We start from the raw sequence: 17,394 nt of genomic DNA, 5'->3' as shown, positions 1-17,394 counted from the left end.
GCTCAACTCTCCTTGCGGCGCAACACCACTTCGCTTCCCACCCAAGCCGCAATACCGGCCTTGAGCCGATCCGAAACGATAAAAGGTGTAAACCCTTGCGCTATGACGACAGCGAAACCCGTCCGGACGTGCAGCAACCAACGCATGACACCGTAGAGGCCATTTCCCAAAAACTGCGAGACCCCCACGAGAAGAAACAGTAAGCCAAACGGAGGTCACGCTTAATCGGGAATATAATACCCCCCGGAAGGTGCGCGCAGTTGCACCTCCCCAGCCGAAAAACTCTTAAAACCGCCCGGCGACTCCAGCAGCAACGCTCCCTCCGCAGAGATTCCCGCCAAGCGACCCGTAAAAACCTCAGTCCCCCTCCGGACCAGCACATCCTCACCCAAGCCCCAAGCGTTGGCAAGCCAACGTTCCCGAGCGGAATCAAACCCTTCCCGTTCCAAAGTTTCAACCTCGTATTCCAATCTCTCCAGGACCCTGGCCGCCAAAATGTTGAGATTCAAGTTTGTCCCCGTAATATCCTGCAGAGTCTCGGCCGGAATGTCCTGAGGAAATTGGTCCTTGCGCAAATTGCAGTTGATCCCTATCCCGAGAACGATCGATTGCAAAGTCGTCCATTCCCCGGCGACTTCACCCAGAATGCCGGCAAGCTTGCGGCCTTGATAGATGATGTCGTTGGGCCATTTGATTCCCGCCTCCACCCCGCAGGCCGCCCGGATTCCGTCCAGTACCGCCAGACTGGCGCTCAGAGTCAGCTTGGCCGCATCTGCCAGGGGAACTTTGGGTTTCAGCACGACCGACAGCCACAGCCCGCCCGCGGGGGATTCAAAACATCGCCCCAACCGTCCTCTTCCTTTAACCTGCCGGCGGGCCATAACCGTCAAACCGTGCTCCGCCCCTTGCTTAACGGCTTCGTGCGCCCAATCGTTGGTGGAGGAAAGTTCGTCAAATAAATAAACCGGGTGCCCCACGGTTTTAGACTTAAGTTCATGGGCGAGTGCCCATTCGTCCAGGTTTAAGGGCGTACCGAGCAAACGATAGCCGCTTTTCGTCACCCCTTCAATCTCATAACCCGCAGCTTTCAACGTTTGAATCTGCTTCCAGACTGCTGCCCGGGTCGTATTCAGACTCTTGCTGATCCTCTGCCCGGACACAAATTCTCCCGGCGATTCTGCCAGAATATCCAGGATTTCCTTACGCCCCATCGCCCTCATCCTTCTTTTCCGCCTGCCAGCGTCGCCGGGCAGAGGGCTTAATCTGCCCCACGTCCAAACTAAAATCCAACACTTTCACCGAATGCGTTAGGGCTCCTAAAGAAATCACGTCTACGCCCGTCTCAGCGACCTCGCGCAGATTCCCTTCATGGATCCCCCCGGATGCTTCCACCAAAGCGCGGTGCCCGACGAGCGCCACGGCCTGACGCATGGCCTGCACCGGCATATTGTCCAGCATGATCACATCTGCTCCGCAGGACGCCGCCTCCTCAACCTGCTCAAGACTTTCGCACTCCACTTCGATTTTGACCATCTGCCCAATGCGCTCACGCACCCGCTCGACCGCCGGGCGGACCCCACCGGCCGCCGTTAGGTGATTGTCTTTAAGCATGACGGCGTCATAGAGACCGAAGCGATGATTTCGCCCTCCGCCCACGGTCACGGCATACTTCTGGAGCATACGCAGCCCGGGCAGGGTTTTACGGGTGTCGGTAATGGTGACAGGCAAACCTTTGACAAGTTCCACCGCCCGCCGTGCAGCCGTGGCAATGCCTGACAGGTGCTGCAAGAAATTCAAGGCCGTCCGTTCCCCCTGCAGAATGCCGCGCAAAGGCCCCGCCAACTCCATGACCGTATTCCCGGTCCTTACCTCTGTCCCGTCCCGCTCAAAAGTCCGGCATTCAATCAGGGGATCGACCCGCCGGAACACTTCCTCCACGACCTCCAGACCGGCCACAATCCCTTTTTCTTTGGCGTAAATTTTGGCCTGTCCGGTTAAGTCGGGGGCCAGGATCTGAGCACTCAAATCGCCTGTACCCACATCCTCCCGCAGGGCTCTGTCAACAATCTCCCCCAGTTGGAACGTAGCGAACACCTTCATCCCTCCTGCTCACCAGTGAATGTTTGCCCCATTCGGGGTCTGACCGTTGAGGATAATCGGCGCGATAGTGGGCACCGCGACTTTCGCGCCTGGCCAGAGCAGATTTAGCCATCAACCAGCCGACTGTCAACATGTTGACCAGCTCCAGGTCCTTCTCCTCCGCGCTGGGACTGAAGCCCCCCGCCCAGGCCTCCAGGGTCGCCACGGCGTCGGCTAAATCTCCCCCCCGGCGTTGAATGCCGACTTTATCCCACATAAGCCTTTGCAGCGCCGAGCGCATCGACTCCTCTTCGGCCCTGCCATGCGGCAGATCGTCACGCCGGGCCGGCGTCCGGCCAAAACCGGCTTCTCCGGCCGCCGCTTCACCCCGCGCACCTGTCCGCTCTACCTCACTCCACCGAGGCAGAGGCTGAAGAGCCTCCGCCTTAATCCTTTCCACAATACGGGCCCCAAATACCAGTCCGTCCAAAAGGGAATTACTGGCAAGGCGGGTTGCCCCGTGCACTCCGTTGCAAGCACACTCTCCGCTGGCGTAAAGGTTAGCCAGCGTCGTCCGGCCATATTTGTCCGCCCGCACGCCCCCCATCATATAATGAGCCGCCGGCGCCACCGGAATTGGCGCCTCCAAGACATCCAGCCCGTAATTCCGGCATGTCTCGCGAATACTGGGGAAGCGCCGCAAAATCTTGTCCCGCCCGATGGGGCGAAAATCCAGATAGACTTCGCCCTGGCTCATTTCTTTCCAAATAGCGCGGGTAACCACATCCCGCGGAGCCAGTTCCCGACCGGGAATCCCGTCCATAAAACGTTTCCCGTCCCGGTTGATAAGCTGACCCCCTTCTCCGCGCACAGCCTCCGAAATCAGAAATCTGGGGGCGCCTGCCAGATGAATGGCCGTAGGGTGAAATTGGAGAAACTCCATGTCCATGAGAGCCGCTCCCGCCCGCCAAGCGGCTGCCATGCCATCCGCAGTCGCAACCTCTGGATTGGTCGTATGGCCAAAGACCTGCCCCACCCCCCCGGTGGCGAGCACGACAACTTTAGCCAAGTAAGCCTCCGGCCGGCGTTTTTCCGTATTAAAAACCAAGGCCCCCAACACGGCCCCCTCGCGGTTCTGAAGCAAGTCCACGACAAAGCGGTTTTCTCTCACCTGAATCCGGGGGCAAAGCCGCGCTGCCTGCACCAACGTCCGTTCAATCTCCCCGCCGGTAGCGTCACCCTTGGCATGCAGCACCCGACGACGGCTATGAGCTCCTTCACGCGTGAAAGCCAAGGAGGCACCCTCATAATCAAATTGGGCGCCCATAGCGATCAGTTCCTCTACCCTCAGCGGGCCCTCTTCCACCAAGATTTTCACCGTTTCCGGATCACAGAGACCCGCCCCCGCCGAAAGTGTGTCTTCGTAGTGAAAGGCCGGAGAATCCTCATCATCCATAGCCGCCGCGATTCCGCCTTGAGCGTGTTCCGTGTTGCTGTCCTCGATCTTCTTTTTCGTCACCACCGTTACCCGGAAAGAGTCACTGGCCTTAATAGCCGTGTATAACCCGGCAATCCCGCTCCCCAGGACCAAGACTTCCGTCTGGAAAACTTCTGGGCTCTCCGCGGCCCAGGCGAGCAAATATCGGTCCACACTCGTCCACTCCCGTTACATATTCCGCCCGGCACCCATCCGGCATTCCGCCCGGAGCGTCCCGCACTCCGCCTCAAACAATTCCGTAAACCCCGTACCGGAACCGGCCGGCCGTCGGCCCGCCGGAACAGTTAACAAGCCGTTTCGCACCTCGAGCCGAAACTGCCAAGACCGCCCTGACTCATGAGAAAAGTTGCGGCACAGATCCTCTCCCTCAAGAAATAGCTTAAAGACCGGAGATTCGGTCAGCCTGTCCCGAGGGAAAACTTCAGCGGCCGGCTCTTGATCCCGTCCGCGCCTAACCCAGCTCCAGCATCCGGTCCAAGGCCGCTTTGGCCTTGAGCCGGGTCTCCTCCGCCACCGTGATCCGGGGGGAAAGGTTGCGCAAGGCATCGCGGACTTTGACCAGAGTCGTCGCCTTCATATTCCGGCAGACGAGCTTATCCGAAGCCAAATAGAACTTCTTGTCCGGGCATGTGCTCTGTAATTGATGCAGGATACCGGACTCCGTACCCACGATGAACTCCTCAGCCTCTGTCGTTTGCGCGTAACGGATTAGACCCGCGGTCGATCCCACGTAGTCCGCCAAGCGCCACACCTCTTCCCGGCATTCCGGGTGAACGATCACCTTGGCTCGGGGATGTGCCCGGCGCGCCTCCGTAATGTCGGAGCTTGCGAGCCTGTCATGGGTCAGGCAAAACCCGGGCCACAGGTCCATCGGCTTGCCTAACTTTTCCGACACATACAAGCCCAGGTTTTTGTCGGGCACGAACAGTACGGGGCTTGTCCCCAAAGATTCCACAACTTTGGCCGCGTTCGAGGAGGTGCAGCAGACATCACATTCGGCCTTGACGTCCGCGGACGAATTGACATAACAAACAACTTTGCTTCCGGGCAGACTCCGTTTGCGCAGACGCAGCGACTCCGCATCCACCATTTCCGCCATCGGACAACCGGCCTCGGCCTCGGGCAGCAGAACTGTCTTTTCAGGCGAAAGAATCGCGGCACTCTCGGCCATAAAGTGCACGCCGCAGAAAACAACCACCTCGGCATCCGTTCCCGCAGCCTGCCGGCTGAGTTGAAGAGAATCCCCCACAAAATCGGCCACATCCTGAACTTCCGGGCGTTGGTAATAATGCGCCAAAATGACCGCTTTTCTCTCCCGTTTAAGATCGGCGATTTCGCGGGCCAATGTTTCAAATGTCTCATTGTCGATTGTATAATCCACCTGTAAGCCGCCTTTCTCCTGAAAACATGTCATTTGTGCTAAATTCTATGCCTCGGCCGCCGGTGTGTCAAGATCGATGATCCGGTTGTCAATCAGGCGGGTGGAGCCGAAATAGACGGCAAGGGCGATCACGACTTTTCCCTCAATTGCCTCTACCTCCGCCAAGGTAGAGGCATCCCGTACCTCTATGTAATCAACCCTGCCCTGTGTTTGCTCAAGCCTCCGCCGGATCCCCTCCTCGACCTTCCGCGCCTGCCTCAGCCCTTGCCTGATTTCCTCTTCCGCCTCGGCCAGGCTCACATTGAGGAGCACCGCTTCCGCCCGCTCTTGGGGCGTAAGAAACACATTGCGTGAACTCTTCGCCAATCCGTCGTCTTCTCGGACGATCGGCACCCCGATGACCCGGACCGGAAAATTCAGATCGTGCGCCATCTGCCGAATGATCAAGTACTGTTGGTAATCCTTCAAGCCAAAGTAGGCATCATCCGGACCCACGATATTAAAGAGCTTGCCGACCACCGTAGCCGCTCCGCGAAAGTGCCCCGGGCGCGAAGCCCCGCACAAGATCTTACCTAATTTCCCCACCTCTATCTGAGTCAAATTAGGCTCCGGGTACATTTCTTCTGCCGAAGGATGAAACAAGAGAGCAACACCCGCTTCCGCCGCCAGGGCGGCATCTCTCTCTAAATCACGGGGATAACGGGCATAGTCTTCGTTGGGCCCAAATTGGAGGGGATTGACAAAAATACTCATAACCACAAACGAACCCCGTTGCCGGGCTTCCCGCACCAGGGCCAAATGCCCTTCGTGCAAATAACCCATGGTCGGTACCAGGGCAACCGAAAAACCGTCCCGTCTGGCTTTCTCCACCCTTCGCCGCACTTCCGCCACGCACTCGCACCGTTCCACGCTCTATCCGCTCCTTTTCCTGACATAGTGTTCCGCTTCCCGCCATCGGCTTTCTGCCGCCGCCCCAGTTTTCACCCCTTCAGCAAAACCTTTAGCCCGCGTTCGGTCTCCGACGGATAAACCGAGCCCGCAGCCAGCCATTTTTGTTGGGCTGTCTCCAAGGCTCTCAGCCCCAAGACCTTGTACACCTCTGCGATAGGGCCCGGCATCCTGCTCAAATGCCGGCTCACAACTTCAATATCTCCTCTGACCAAGGGCCCGGTCAGAGCGGCGGGCAGCCCAAAAACTTCCAGGTTCTTCAAAGTCCCGGTCATGAGGGGCAGAAGGGCCGATAAAGCCTCTGGCGAATTAATTCCCGCCAAATTAAATAATTCCACTGCCTGAGAGGCCAAAGCCACCAGATAGTTGGATGCCATAACTGCCCCCGCATGATAGAGAACCTTGTCCTCGGATTTGAGGCGGTGCGCTATGCCGCCCAGATCCGAGACGATTTTCTCTCCCAGTTCCGGATTGTCACCCTCCACCGCAAAGTGTGCCCCTCCCAACAACTGCAGAGCTGCCCGCACACCGGCAAAAGACTGTAACGGGTGGATTGATAACCTGTGAACCGGCACGCCTTGAGGTCCTAACACCGCCGCCGGGAGTGCCCCGGAACAGTGGAGCCACGTTTGTCCCGCCCGGAAAAGCCCCTCCCGCCAAAGCTCTTCGGCCACCGTTTGGATGTTATCATCTTGTGTGGTTACAAAAAGCAGGTCCACCCGCGGCACGAGGTCGCGCAGACTGAGACCGGGAGCATTGACATATTGGCGAAACCTTTGATAAGAGGATCCCGTCCGGGTATGCACCCCCGCACACTCATATCCCGCTTCGGTCAGACAGGCCGCCAAGGCCGTCCCCACCACCCCCGCGCCGATCATACCAAAGTTCATCTTACCGCCACTCCTTCCTCCCACTTACTGCCCTACGCCCCCCGGGGCCTCCGGCCCCAAGCATCGTTCGTCCGGTCGGGCCACAACGGTTCGCGAAACGCAAAAGCACAAAAAACCTTCACGACAACGTGAAGGTGCAACCTGGGCATCTCTCCGTCTCGGTCCCCTCCGATCCAAGCGGCCGGGTCCTGTTCTTTTGTCAGGCTCCAATTCCCTTCTGCTCCTAGTCTTGGCCCCGGGCCCTGTTCTTATGCCCGCCCGCTCCGGCAATACAGCGCGCCTCCGCTGCCGTTTGCCGGAACTGACTTTCCGGACCGCATATCATATCCTTCAGGCTCCATCCCCTGGCCAGACCTCACCTCGCCCCTGAACCTCCCGCAGCGGACGCCCGGAAGGCAGAATAAGTTCGGGTGCGATCTCCCGCAACGGTGCCAGGACGAATGCTCTCTCCTCCAAGTACGGATGGGGCAGGATAAGTTCCGGCCCCGCACTGACAATATTATCGCAGATTAGAATATCAATGTCTATCGTGCGCGGCCCCCAGTGTATTTGGCGTTCGCGCCCCAGCCCGAGCTCGATGTCCTGGCATACCCGCAAAAGCTCCAACGGTTCCAGGGAGGTTCGAACCCGCAAGACCATATTCCAAAAATCGGGTTGAGCTATCCCTCCCCAGGGTTTGCTCACGTAAATCCCCGAGGCTTGGACAATTTCGACACCCAAACGCGCCAGACGCTCCTCGGCCTCTCTCAAGTAGAACCCGCGGTCGCCCAAATTCCCCCCCAATCCCAGGAAAGCATTCATCGCTTCTTTTCCCTCCGGATCCCGTCTTTTTTCCTCCGGATTTCAACCGCGATATCCCGGAAAATTCCCGGCACCGGCGCCTGCGCTTTATGCACTTCTACGCGCACCTCCAAGCAGGCAAAACGCTCCAGGACCCTCTGGGCAATCCGCTCGGCCAAATGCTCGAGCAGATTGACAGGACCGCTCTCCGCGCATTCTTTTACCGTCAGATAGACATCCCCATAATTGACGGTATCCTTCACTTCGTCGGAACTGCCGGCCTTTTGCAAGTCCAAATACAGGTCTAAATCGACGGTAAACCTTTGACCGAGCCTTTGTTCCTCCGGCAGGACCCCGTGAAAGGCATAGAAGTCCAAACCCCTCAGGTGAATAACATCAGGCCCCGCCATAATGCACACCCCTTTGCCCCCTGTAAATGGCATCCGCCAGCGTGATTGCCCTGCGGTTAGCCTGAACATCGTGAACCCTGATGATGTCCGCACCCGCCGCAACCCCGACGACGCTGGCCGCCAAGGTCCCTTCCAACCGTTCGTCCACCGGCACCTTCAGGGTATTCCCAATCATGGACTTGCGCGAAGCCCCCAAGAGAATGGGGTGTCCCAGCGCTTTCAGTTCTCCCAGCCTAGCCATGACCTCCAAATTTTGCTCGGTGGTTTTACCGAAACCTATGCCCGGATCGACAATCACTTGGTCTTCCGCCAGCCCCTGTTCAGCCGCCAAGGCGCAGCTCCGGCGCAGAAACTCAAGTATATCGCCCATCATATGCCGGTAGTCCGTCCCCGTCCGGTTGTGCATGACGACCACCGGAGCTTGATATCGGCCCGCGACCCGCGCCATCTCCGGGTCTCTTTGCAGCCCCCACTGATCATTGATCATGTGGGCGCCGGCTTCCATGGCCCGGCCGGCAACCTCCGCTTTCCAGGTATCCACGGAAAGCGGAATCGACATCTCGCGGACTAAGACTTTGAGGACCGGCTCCAGCCTGGCCCACTCCTCCTCCGGGCTCACCTCCCGGTGACCGGGCCGGGTCGACTCTCCGCCGATGTCCAGGATATCCGCACCCTCTTCGGCCAGACGCTCGGCTTGCCTGACGGCCGCCTCCACCCCGGCGAACCTGCCCCCGTCTGAGAAAGAATCCGGTGTCACATTCAAGATCCCCATGACCAACGTCCTTTTCCCAAGGGGCAAAGTCAGGCCGCGGCAATCCAAGCTTCTCTCTTTCGGCGGTTCAGAAAGCACAAGGAGCCGTTTCAAAGCCTCTCCCACGTCCTTCAGGCCGAAAGGCTGGACGGCAAGTTTTTGCGCCACATGCCCTAATTGCCGGAATGTCCCCAGAAGAAGCACATCCGTCTGTTCAACCTTATTCACAATCACGTTGCGGTGAACCGCCGCGTCCCCGCCCGCAGCCAACATTTCCTGCTTGAGAACGTGCGCCGCCCGCAACGGGACCTTTTCCAGCTTGATCGCGCGAGCCAACGACTTGCCTGCCATGACCGCGATGCCCCTTTGATCCGAACCGATCCAACTCAAAGCGTTCCTGGCCTCGGCAAGATTCTCCATCTCAACCCAACGCATGCCATAATCCTTCACGCCGATAAACCCTCCCTAATACCAAAGCTCAAGCATCGTCGGAGAAAATTTGTGACAAGTGTTTTGCGCCCCGCAGTCCCGGCATTCCCTGGACCAGTCGTCCGCCAGCGCCAAGGCTTCTCCCAAAGGGCTGACGTCCTTTTCCCCTTTCCGGCGATGCTCTTTGATCGCCGTCACGATCAGGGCGGATTCCCGCCCGTCGAACCCGCCGGCCTGCAGCAGGGGTTCCGCCAGCCGCGCTCCGGCCGACGCGTGATCTTCCCCACTCTGGTATTCCACCCAACGCCCCAAATCATGCAAGAGAGCCGCGGCATAAACAATTTCCCGAGGATAATCCGTGTTTTTTCGCTCTAAAAGGTACGCATAGGCAATCCTGGCCACAGCGAGGAGGTGATCAAACCCGTGTTTGCAATAGACGCGCTCCTTTTCCATTGCGGCCGTTTTCGCCAGAGACGCTTGATAGGCCGGGCTCTGTATCAGTTTGTTCAGCCGCCTCATTCCGATACCCCCTGCACTGAAACTCCCCCAGGGCTAAAGCCACCTGAAGCCGGGGGCAACGGCTAAGCCTTTTGGTCATCGAAAGCCGGAATTCGGGCTGAACGCCCGGGGCCCCGGCAGCAAATATTGCAAAACCCTGTTCCGAAGCCGAGCCCTGTGCCTTGGAAAAAGCGGAAAGAATCCGTTGCCAGACTCTTTCCGCCTCCGTCCGGACCGCCCCGCACACGGGGACGATCTCTAAGCGTATTTCCTTTGGGAAAGGCCCTGTTAGAAAAGCCCCTTCACTTTTCCGGTCTGCACATCAACGTCAATGCGCCGGTAAGCCGGGTCTGAGCTGGTGCCCGGCATCAGACTGATTGTCCCGGCCATCGGGCAGAGGAACTTGGCCCCGCCATAGACCAGCACGTCCCGGATCGGCAATCTCCAGCCCTTGGGAACGCCTTTCAAGGTCGGATCATGCGTCAGACTCAAATGAGTCTTAACCATCATCGTCGCGAAATCCGCGTAAGCGGGATCCGCCTCAAAGCGCTTGGCCTTTGCCTCCGCTTCCGGAGCCCAGTCCACACCATCGGCTCCGTACACTTCCCGGGCCACTAAATCCACCCGCTGGCGCAGGGGCATTTCCAGCGGATAAAGGGGTTTAAAGTCCACTTCTTCTTCACAGGCTTCGATCACGGCATCCGCCAGTTCCAGAGCACCTTCGCCCCCTTTGAGCCAGTGCTCGGACAAGACGCAGCGCCCGCCCGCTTCCGTAACGATTTTCTTGACCAACTTGACCTCGGCCTCGGTATCGGTATAGAAGCCGTTGATGCAGACCACCGGCTTAATCCCCGATTTCTGAATGGTCTTTAAGTGGTGCAAGAGGTTTGCGCAGCCTTTTTCCACCAGTCCCAAGTTCTCGTTGACATATTCCTCCGGAATGGGACGCCCGGGAACAACGGCCGGGCCGCCGCCGTGCATCTTAAGAGCGCGAATCGTAGCCACCAGGACGGATACATTGGGCTTCAAACCGCTCAAACGGCTCTTGACATTCCAGAACTTCTCAAAGCCGATATCCGCGGCGAAGCCGCTCTCTGTGACATGATAATCAAATACTTTCAGGCCAACCCGGTCGGCAATAATCGAAGACTGACCTATGGCGATATTAGCAAACGGGCCGGCATGGACAAAGACCGGCTGCCCTTCCGCCGTGTAACAGACGGTCGGGTTGATCGTATTGCGCATCCAAGCCGCCATGGCGCCGTCAACTTCCAGATCATGAGTGGTGATGGGTTTGCCCGTCTTGTCGTAAGCGACGACAATTTTCCCGATCCGTTCTCTTAGGTCCGGCAAATCCTTGGCGATGGCCAAAATAGCCATCAGTTCGGAGCTTACGGCAATTCCGAATTTAGATTGCATCAGGAAGCCGTCTTTCTTGCCGCCCAAGCCAATCATGATATTGCGCAACCCTTGGGCCGCAAAATCGATGATCCAGCCCATTTCCACATTCTTCGGATCCACATCCAGGCGGCGCAGGTTACGTTTAGCCAACTCCTCATCCGTATAGTTGGCTTCGTGCTGCATCCGCGCGTTGAGCGCAACCATGGCCAAATTGTGGGCGTTCATAATATCGTTAATGTCCCCGGTCAGACCCAGGGAAAATTCGGTCATAGGAATCAGAAGGGCATTCCCGCCACCCGCGGCGGTTCCTTTGATGTTCATGGTCGGCCCGCCCGAAGGTTGGCGGATGGCGCCGCCCACATTTTTGCCCCTCACGGCCAAACCCTCGATTAAGCCAAGGGTCGTGGTGGTCTTTCCTTCGCCGAGCGGAGTCGGGGTAATCGCGGTCACCTCAATGTACTTGCCGTCCGGCCTGTTCTGCAGGCGTTCCATGACTTTGAGAAAGTCCACTTTCGGTGTCCGGCCATAAGGAATCAGTTCATCCTTCTGCAGCGCGAGCATTTCCACCAACTGTTCCGGCGTCGGTATGTTCTTGTCCGCCAGTTCTGCAATCTGCCAGTCTTTCAGCTCTGTGGCATCATACGGCATTTTTCTTTTCCTCTCCCTTCAGTTCATCCCACCCCCTGCCTAACCCCGGGCAAGGAGTCGACCAGATAAAATGTTTTGACAAAAGTACAATTGTTTGTCACCTTGTTTTTGATTCGCTATCCAACTTAATTCTCCTGCCGATCGCTGATAAATCATGCCCAAAAAACCGAAAAAAATACTCGGAGGTTAGTCCGCCCGGGCATAGCGAAATGTCCAAGCCCCTTTGTAGGCCGGAACCTCAACGGTCTTGCGCATAATACTGAAGGTTATCCCGTTGGCTTTGAGCATGCTTCCTTCCAGGTTGGTGAAGAAATCCACCAAGGTATTTTGATTCCCAATCGCGTCGATTTCGTAAGGGATACCCTCCACCCGGGTGATTGGGACCTGGTTGACCAAAATCGTGGAACTGCCGCTGTAGACAATCGCCGTTGAATCTACGATACGCTGGCCGTTGACACTGATAGCCTCCGCCCCCGCAAATTTTAGGGTATTGATAATTTCCAGCAGATTATCGGGGCTCAGAGGCAACGTCAGATTATGGTCCTGTTTTCGGTCATCGATAAAAATCTGTACCCCCGGTCCTTGAACTTTACTTGACCCCGCCTGAATTTCCACCTGAGCCAACTGAGCCAGCACCTTCGGATCGGTGCCGCCCAAACTGCGGTCCTGAGCAAGCTGGGCCGTCAGCTCTTTATTTATCTTCTTCAGTTGGGCATTCTGGCCCTGGACATTGGAGAGGACAGCGTGAGCGGCCGCCATACGCCGGGCGTTGATCTCTTCCGCCGCGGAAACATTCTTTTGCGTCTGCATAGCCAGAGAGATCAAAAAACCCAAGGCGATGGCCACCAGACTGACGGGCAGGGCAAGTCGTCTTTTCCAGCGTTTCATCATGAGCCCTCCTTAACCGGCTGGGCATACTGAAATTTCGCCAAGGACCCTGCCGGCAGGTGCAAATCTTTCACCGCTTCTATTTTCCGCGTAATCCCGTACTGCTGCTGAAAATCGCCCAGGCGGTCCCAAGTGTAAGCGAACTGCAAGACAGATTGCAGGTTATGTGCATCCCCGATGGCTTCAATCACGTACGGAGGCACTTGGCGCGTCCCCCCGATTTGGATATAAGCCCCGCTGCAGAAAACTTCCGTCGTGCTCATGATCCTCTGGCCATTCACGGCAATCGCCTCCGCTCCGCCGTTCCAGAGAATATTGACCAGCATGCGAATGTAAGCCTCGTGAATAACATAGTTTTCGGGGCTTGTCTGTGTGCCCCTGGCCTTGGCATCATCCAAAGTTATCCGTATACCCGGACCATGGACCGCAACCAACCCGGCGTCCATTTCCGCGTCCCGAAGCTGCTGCTTGGCCAAAGCAGACGCACTCTCTCCCTGGGCATATTTGTCCAATTCCTGACGCAATTTATCATTGTCGGCTGCCAGCTGCTGGTTTTCTTGCTCCGTCTGGATCAGGCTGGGCAGGGTGCCTTCTTGGGCGGAAGGATTTCCGGCCAGACCATGAGCTTTCAACAGCATAATGAAGAGAAATCCCACCATTAGCGCTGCCAAAGCGATCAGATAACGTTTCTCTTTGAACCAGACCATGCCCGCACCCCAATTCCTTCCCGGATCACAACGGGACACCCGCCAGTGTCCCGTCTCAGTTCGCTATTCGCTCAGCCAATCCTCCCCGGCTTTGGTGTAAGACAGAACCTCTTCCGGCCTAAAGTACAAGCCTATTTCACGCTCGGCACTCGCCGGGGAGTCTGAACCGTGGACGACATTACGGCTGATATCTATCCCGTAGCTGCCCCGGACAGAACCCGGGGCGGCAGCGGCCGGATTGGTGGCCCCCATCAGTTCCCGGGCCGCCGCCACCGCATTTTTCCCTTCCCAAACCATGGCTACAACCGGGGAGGACATTATATAATTCACCGTAGGCTCAAAAAAACCTTTCCCCCGGTGTTCGGCATAATGCGCTTCGGCTAAAGCCCGGTCGACTCGCTTCAGCTTCATCCCGACCAGCTTCAGTCCTTTGGCCTCAAAACGGGCGATGATCTGACCAATCAAGCCCCTCTGTACCGCATCCGGCTTGAGCATAATGAATGTCCGTTCCACCTGCCATATCCCCCTTATTCCGTTCTTGGTCCTTGCCTAGTCAACTTGTCAAATTCCCTGTCCAAAGACAAATTCTCCGGCTTCGCGCCGGAATCATCCGGCACCTGAGCTTCCTCTGTCTTTACGCCGGAATCACCCCCCGGCTGCACTTCCTCCGCCGCCGGAGGAGTCGCGGCCACCGCCTGTCCTTGGTCAAACTGGGCCATAAGATCGGCAAATTCCTTCGCTTGCAAAGTTTCCTTCTCCATCAGGGCCTGTGCGATCACGTGGAGTTTATCGAGATTCTGCCGAATTACGCTCTCCGCTTTCTGGTAGCAATCGTCGATAATCCTGCGCGCTTCTTTGTCGATGGCGTAAGCAACCGCCTCGCTGTAGTTGCGGTCACGGGCAATATCCCGGCCGAGGAAAACCTGTTCCTCTTTATGTCCGAAAGTGAGGGGGCCGAGTTCCTCGGACATGCCCAACTCGGTGATCATCTTACGCGTCAGACCCGTAGCCCTTTCCAAGTCATTGGAGGCACCGGTGCTTATTTCGTGCAAGACGACCGCCTCAGCCACCCGCCCCCCCAAAAGCATGGTCACCTGGTCGAGCAGTTGGGACCTGGTCATATAATTACGGTCCTCTTTCGGCAGCAGCAAGGTATAGCCGCCCGCACGCCCCCTGGGAATAATGGAAACCTTATGCAGCGGATCCGTATGGGTCAACATCTCTCCCACCAAAGCATGTCCCGCTTCATGATACGAAACGAGCTTCTTTTCGAAGGGGCTGATCACGCGGCTCTTCTTTTCCGGACCGGCGATGACCCTCTCAATCGAATCTTCCAACGCCTGCATTCCGACTTCTTTTTCACTGCGACGGGCCGAAAGCAGGGCCGCCTCATTGACCAGATTTGCCAGATCCGCCCCCGTGAAGCCGGGCGTGCGCCTCGCCAGCACATCCAGATCGACATCCTGACTCAAGGGTTTATTCTTAACATGGACCCCAAGAATGGCAGCCCGGCCCCGGACATCCGGCACATCAACCACCACCTGGCGGTCAAAGCGGCCGGGGCGCAGCAAAGCCGGGTCGAGAATATCCGGACGATTCGTCGCGGCAATGATGATGATCCCTTCATTACCGGCAAAGCCGTCCATTTCCACCAGGAGTTGATTGAGCGTCTGCTCTCTCTCATCATGGCCGCCGCCGAGACCCGCCCCCCTTTGCCGCCCCACCGCGTCAATCTCGTCGATAAAGACGATACAAGGAGCATTTTTCTTGGCCTGTTCGAACAGATCGCGCACACGGGAGGCACCCACTCCCACAAACATCTCCACAAAATCAGAGCCGCTGATGCTGAAAAAAGGCACCCCCGCTTCTCCTGCCACAGCCCGGGCCAACAAGGTTTTCCCCGTTCCCGGAGGGCCGAAAAGCAAAACTCCTTTGGGAATCTTGGCCCCCAAATCATTAAACTTCTTAGGATATTTTAAGAACTCGACGATTTCCTCAAGCTCCTCTTTGACTTCCTCAACTCCCGCCACATCGGCGAAAGTGATCCTTTTCTTATCCTCGCTGACCAAGCGCGCCCGGCTCTTGCCGAACTGCATGACCCGGTTTCCCCCGCCCTGGGTCTGCTGCATCATAAAGAAAAACAACCCGACGAGAAGTAAGGGGAAGAGCAAGGTCGACAGAAGGCCGGTCCACCAAGGCGGCTGCGCCGGCTGACTGAAATTAAGTGTGACATTTTGTTTGTACAGATCCCCGAGCAATGTCGGATCAAAAGCAGGACCCACCAGATCGTATTTTTTTCCGTCCTTCATGGTCACTGAATATTGATTGACGGTCTTATCCGTAACCGCCTGGACATCTGCTACCTGGCCGGAGACCACGGCTTTTTTGAAGCTGTTATAATCAAGGCTCAGGTCCTTATTGGCGGGAGGGCTTTGCCATTTAATCAGCATAACCGCCAAAAGGATAATTAATAAATAAATTGCGATGTTCTTGAAAAATTTCAAGTCAAGGGTCCTCCTCTCTAGTGGAAAACCGCCTCGTTTCGAAGCAATATTACATATTATACCACGCACAATTTCATTATACAACGAATGTGCTCAGGGGATTTCCGGACTCGGATCCTTGGTTGGGCGCAAGATACAACAGACATTTCGGCCGCCTTCCCGCGGTGCAAAAAGATCGCTTTTTCGCAGCGGGGGAAGCCAGATCACTTCGTTCCCGGAAGCGAGAAGGAGCATTTTCTCCCGCTGCCCCGACGGGATTCCCGCTTCTTGGCAAATCTTCTTGAGAGACTTATGCCCGACCCCCCTAAACCACATTTTATCGCCCGGCCGGCGTGTGCGCACGACCAACGGCTCCCGTGCCCCCCTAAGGGAAGCGGAATCTAACACTAAGATTGCCGCCCCTTTACCCCGTTCCCCGTTTCCGGCCGGATATTTACCGTTCGCGCCGCCGTCCTCACAATCCCTAAACAACCCAACCTCTAGCCCCGTCTTCCCGCAGACCGTGAATCTATCCCACGGCACTTGCCGGAAGATCTCCGTTTCCCCGGCTGTCCCCGGACATTCCTCACTTTCCGAAATCCCCGGCCTGTTTTTACCCGCTGCCGCGGCCCTGGGTAACAGCCAAAGCCCTTTCTCATCTATGCTAACCACAATTCCCGGTAAATCCTGCCGCCAACCGGAAATGCCCCGGCTTTGGCGGATCTGCTCAACATAAACATACCCCAGTCCCCTGGGTTCTCCGCCGGCGACAGCCGCTGCCCGGCGCAGCAGGCGGGAAAAGAGGGCCGGGGCCAGCCCGAACACCTCGGGGCTCAGGCAGACTCCCTCCGAACTTTCTTCCCGCACGTATTTTTCCCATTCCGCAGCCGCGGCAGCCGCCAAATACTCCTCGTCCCAACGCATCAGATCCCCCGTCCGCCCCAACACTTCCAACAAGCGCGGATTATAGCGTTCAAGCAAAAGGGGGATGAGTTCCAGGCGGATCCGGTTGCGTGCGTACACCGGCTCTTCATTGGAACGATCCAAGGCATAGGGTAAATTCTCCTCCCGGCAATAAGCCAGGATCTCCTCTTTACGCACCGAAAGGAGAGGGCGAATGACCCCGTTCCTCTGCGGATAAATACCTGCCAAGCCGGCGCTGCCGCTGCCTCGCAACAAGCGGTACAGGATTGTCTCCGCCTGGTCATTGAGGTGATGGGCAGTCGCCAGGAGCTGGCACCCCTCTCGGCGCATATCTTCCTGCCAGCGGGCGTAACGCCAGTTCCTGGCCGCTTCCTGAAAAGAAAGCCCGATCTCCTTGGCGTAATCCTTCGCTTTAAACTCGTGCACCAAACAGGGAATACCCCATTCCCGCCCTAATCTGACGACCATCCGCGCTTCATCTTCCGCCTCCGGCCGGGCCCGGTGGTTAACATGGCTCAGGACCAAAGTGATCTCCCGTTCTTTCGCCTCCCGGGAATAGCGCCACAAAATATGGCTCAAAGCTACGGAATCCGGACCGCCTGAAATGGCGACCAGGATCCGGCTCCGAGCCGGAATGAGCTCCGGCAGCACCTGGGCGCGGAGCCTGCGGTACATTGAC

17 protein-coding genes are annotated in these 17,394 nt (G+C 57.2%); all 17 read right to left on the bottom strand.

Translation table 11 applies throughout. The features are described from left to right. Positions 1 to 2: 2 nt before the first annotated feature. The 17 genes from MNU25_RS02685 to tilS all read right to left on the bottom strand — a co-directional run bounded on the left by MNU25_RS02685 (position 3) and on the right by tilS (position 17,390). Positions 3 to 170 carry a hypothetical protein gene (locus MNU25_RS02685; RefSeq protein WP_240983675.1) on the bottom strand — a complete coding sequence of 56 codons (168 nt, stop codon included), beginning with the start codon at positions 168 to 170 and terminating at the stop codon, positions 3 to 5. A 51-nt stretch (positions 171 to 221) separates the two neighbouring features. Continuing rightward, positions 222 to 1,211, bottom strand: coding sequence for a biotin--[acetyl-CoA-carboxylase] ligase (locus MNU25_RS02680; protein WP_240983674.1), 990 nt, complete (start codon positions 1,209 to 1,211; stop codon positions 222 to 224). Then, a complete protein-coding gene (gene nadC, locus MNU25_RS02675; protein WP_240983673.1) occupies positions 1,201 to 2,094 on the bottom strand; it encodes a carboxylating nicotinate-nucleotide diphosphorylase in 894 nt (297 codons plus the stop codon). Before nadC ends, MNU25_RS02680 begins: the two co-directional genes overlap by 11 nt. Then, on the bottom strand, positions 2,060 to 3,730 hold the full coding sequence (nadB, locus tag MNU25_RS02670) for an L-aspartate oxidase (RefSeq protein WP_240983672.1): 1,671 nt from the start codon (positions 3,728 to 3,730) through the stop codon (positions 2,060 to 2,062). The genes nadC and nadB overlap by 35 nt, the downstream gene beginning before the upstream one ends. 298 nt (positions 3,731 to 4,028) lie before the next feature. Further along, positions 4,029 to 4,958 (bottom strand): quinolinate synthase NadA, encoded by a 930-nt coding sequence (gene nadA / locus MNU25_RS02665; RefSeq protein ID WP_240983671.1) that lies wholly within the window; start codon positions 4,956 to 4,958, stop codon positions 4,029 to 4,031. Positions 4,959 to 5,003: 45 nt separating this feature from the next. Further along, positions 5,004 to 5,867, bottom strand: coding sequence for a pantoate--beta-alanine ligase (gene panC, locus MNU25_RS02660; protein ID WP_240983670.1), 864 nt, complete (start codon positions 5,865 to 5,867; stop codon positions 5,004 to 5,006). A 71-nt stretch (positions 5,868 to 5,938) separates the two neighbouring features. Next, on the bottom strand, positions 5,939 to 6,796 hold the full coding sequence (locus MNU25_RS02655) for a Rossmann-like and DUF2520 domain-containing protein (RefSeq protein WP_240983669.1): 858 nt from the start codon (positions 6,794 to 6,796) through the stop codon (positions 5,939 to 5,941). A 330-nt stretch (positions 6,797 to 7,126) separates the two neighbouring features. Further along, positions 7,127 to 7,597, bottom strand: a complete 471-nt coding sequence (folK, locus tag MNU25_RS02650; protein WP_240983668.1) for a 2-amino-4-hydroxy-6-hydroxymethyldihydropteridine diphosphokinase — start codon at positions 7,595 to 7,597, stop codon at positions 7,127 to 7,129. Next, positions 7,594 to 7,986: a dihydroneopterin aldolase gene (gene folB / locus MNU25_RS02645; protein WP_240983667.1), complete on the bottom strand. Its 393-nt coding sequence runs from the start codon at positions 7,984 to 7,986 to the stop codon at positions 7,594 to 7,596. The genes folK and folB overlap by 4 nt, the downstream gene beginning before the upstream one ends. Continuing rightward, positions 7,973 to 9,187: a dihydropteroate synthase gene (folP, locus tag MNU25_RS02640; protein WP_240983666.1), complete on the bottom strand. Its 1,215-nt coding sequence runs from the start codon at positions 9,185 to 9,187 to the stop codon at positions 7,973 to 7,975. Before folP ends, folB begins: the two co-directional genes overlap by 14 nt. Before the next feature lie 15 nt (positions 9,188 to 9,202). Then, positions 9,203 to 9,685, bottom strand: coding sequence for an HD domain-containing protein (locus MNU25_RS02635; protein WP_240983665.1), 483 nt, complete (start codon positions 9,683 to 9,685; stop codon positions 9,203 to 9,205). Positions 9,686 to 9,952: 267 nt separating this feature from the next. Continuing rightward, positions 9,953 to 11,713, bottom strand: a complete 1,761-nt coding sequence (locus tag MNU25_RS02630) for a formate--tetrahydrofolate ligase (RefSeq protein ID WP_240983664.1) — start codon at positions 11,711 to 11,713, stop codon at positions 9,953 to 9,955. A gap of 186 nt (positions 11,714 to 11,899) precedes the next feature. Continuing rightward, positions 11,900 to 12,601 carry a DUF881 domain-containing protein gene (locus MNU25_RS02625; protein ID WP_240983663.1) on the bottom strand — a complete coding sequence of 234 codons (702 nt, stop codon included), beginning with the start codon at positions 12,599 to 12,601 and terminating at the stop codon, positions 11,900 to 11,902. Further along, a complete protein-coding gene (locus MNU25_RS02620) occupies positions 12,601 to 13,308 on the bottom strand; it encodes a DUF881 domain-containing protein (RefSeq protein WP_240983662.1) in 708 nt (235 codons plus the stop codon). Before MNU25_RS02620 ends, MNU25_RS02625 begins: the two co-directional genes overlap by 1 nt. Positions 13,309 to 13,371: 63 nt before the next feature. Continuing rightward, positions 13,372 to 13,821 carry a nucleoside-diphosphate kinase gene (ndk, locus tag MNU25_RS02615; RefSeq protein WP_240983661.1) on the bottom strand — a complete coding sequence of 150 codons (450 nt, stop codon included), beginning with the start codon at positions 13,819 to 13,821 and terminating at the stop codon, positions 13,372 to 13,374. 14 nt (positions 13,822 to 13,835) lie between these two features. Beyond that, entirely contained in the window at positions 13,836 to 15,812 is a 1,977-nt protein-coding gene (gene ftsH, locus MNU25_RS02610; protein WP_240983660.1) for an ATP-dependent zinc metalloprotease FtsH, read from the bottom strand. A 93-nt stretch (positions 15,813 to 15,905) separates the two neighbouring features. After that, a complete protein-coding gene (gene tilS / locus MNU25_RS02605) occupies positions 15,906 to 17,390 on the bottom strand; it encodes a tRNA lysidine(34) synthetase TilS (RefSeq protein ID WP_240983659.1) in 1,485 nt (494 codons plus the stop codon). Positions 17,391 to 17,394: the final 4 nt, after the last annotated feature.

It is taken from the genome of Acididesulfobacillus acetoxydans, from assembly GCF_902729405.1.
Taxonomy (GTDB): domain Bacteria; phylum Bacillota; class Desulfitobacteriia; order Desulfitobacteriales; family Desulfitobacteriaceae; genus Acididesulfobacillus; species Acididesulfobacillus acetoxydans.
This window is presented reverse-complemented; position numbering and strand designations above follow the sequence as displayed.

Coding starts and splice junctions, on each gene's coding strand:
- MNU25_RS02680 (WP_240983674.1), bottom strand. CDS start 1,211: ATGGGGCGTAAGGAAATCCTGGATATTCTGGCAGAATCGCCGGGAGAA.
- MNU25_RS02655 (WP_240983669.1), bottom strand. CDS start 6,796: ATGAACTTTGGTATGATCGGCGCGGGGGTGGTGGGGACGGCCTTGGCG.
- folK (WP_240983668.1), bottom strand. CDS start 7,597: ATGAATGCTTTCCTGGGATTGGGGGGGAATTTGGGCGACCGCGGGTTC.
- folB (WP_240983667.1), bottom strand. CDS start 7,986: ATGGCGGGGCCTGATGTTATTCACCTGAGGGGTTTGGACTTCTATGCC.
- MNU25_RS02635 (WP_240983665.1), bottom strand. CDS start 9,685: ATGAGGCGGCTGAACAAACTGATACAGAGCCCGGCCTATCAAGCGTCT.
- MNU25_RS02630 (WP_240983664.1), bottom strand. CDS start 11,713: ATGCCGTATGATGCCACAGAGCTGAAAGACTGGCAGATTGCAGAACTG.
- MNU25_RS02625 (WP_240983663.1), bottom strand. CDS start 12,601: ATGAAACGCTGGAAAAGACGACTTGCCCTGCCCGTCAGTCTGGTGGCC.
- MNU25_RS02620 (WP_240983662.1), bottom strand. CDS start 13,308: ATGGTCTGGTTCAAAGAGAAACGTTATCTGATCGCTTTGGCAGCGCTA.
- tilS (WP_240983659.1), bottom strand. CDS start 17,390: ATGTACCGCAGGCTCCGCGCCCAGGTGCTGCCGGAGCTCATTCCGGCT.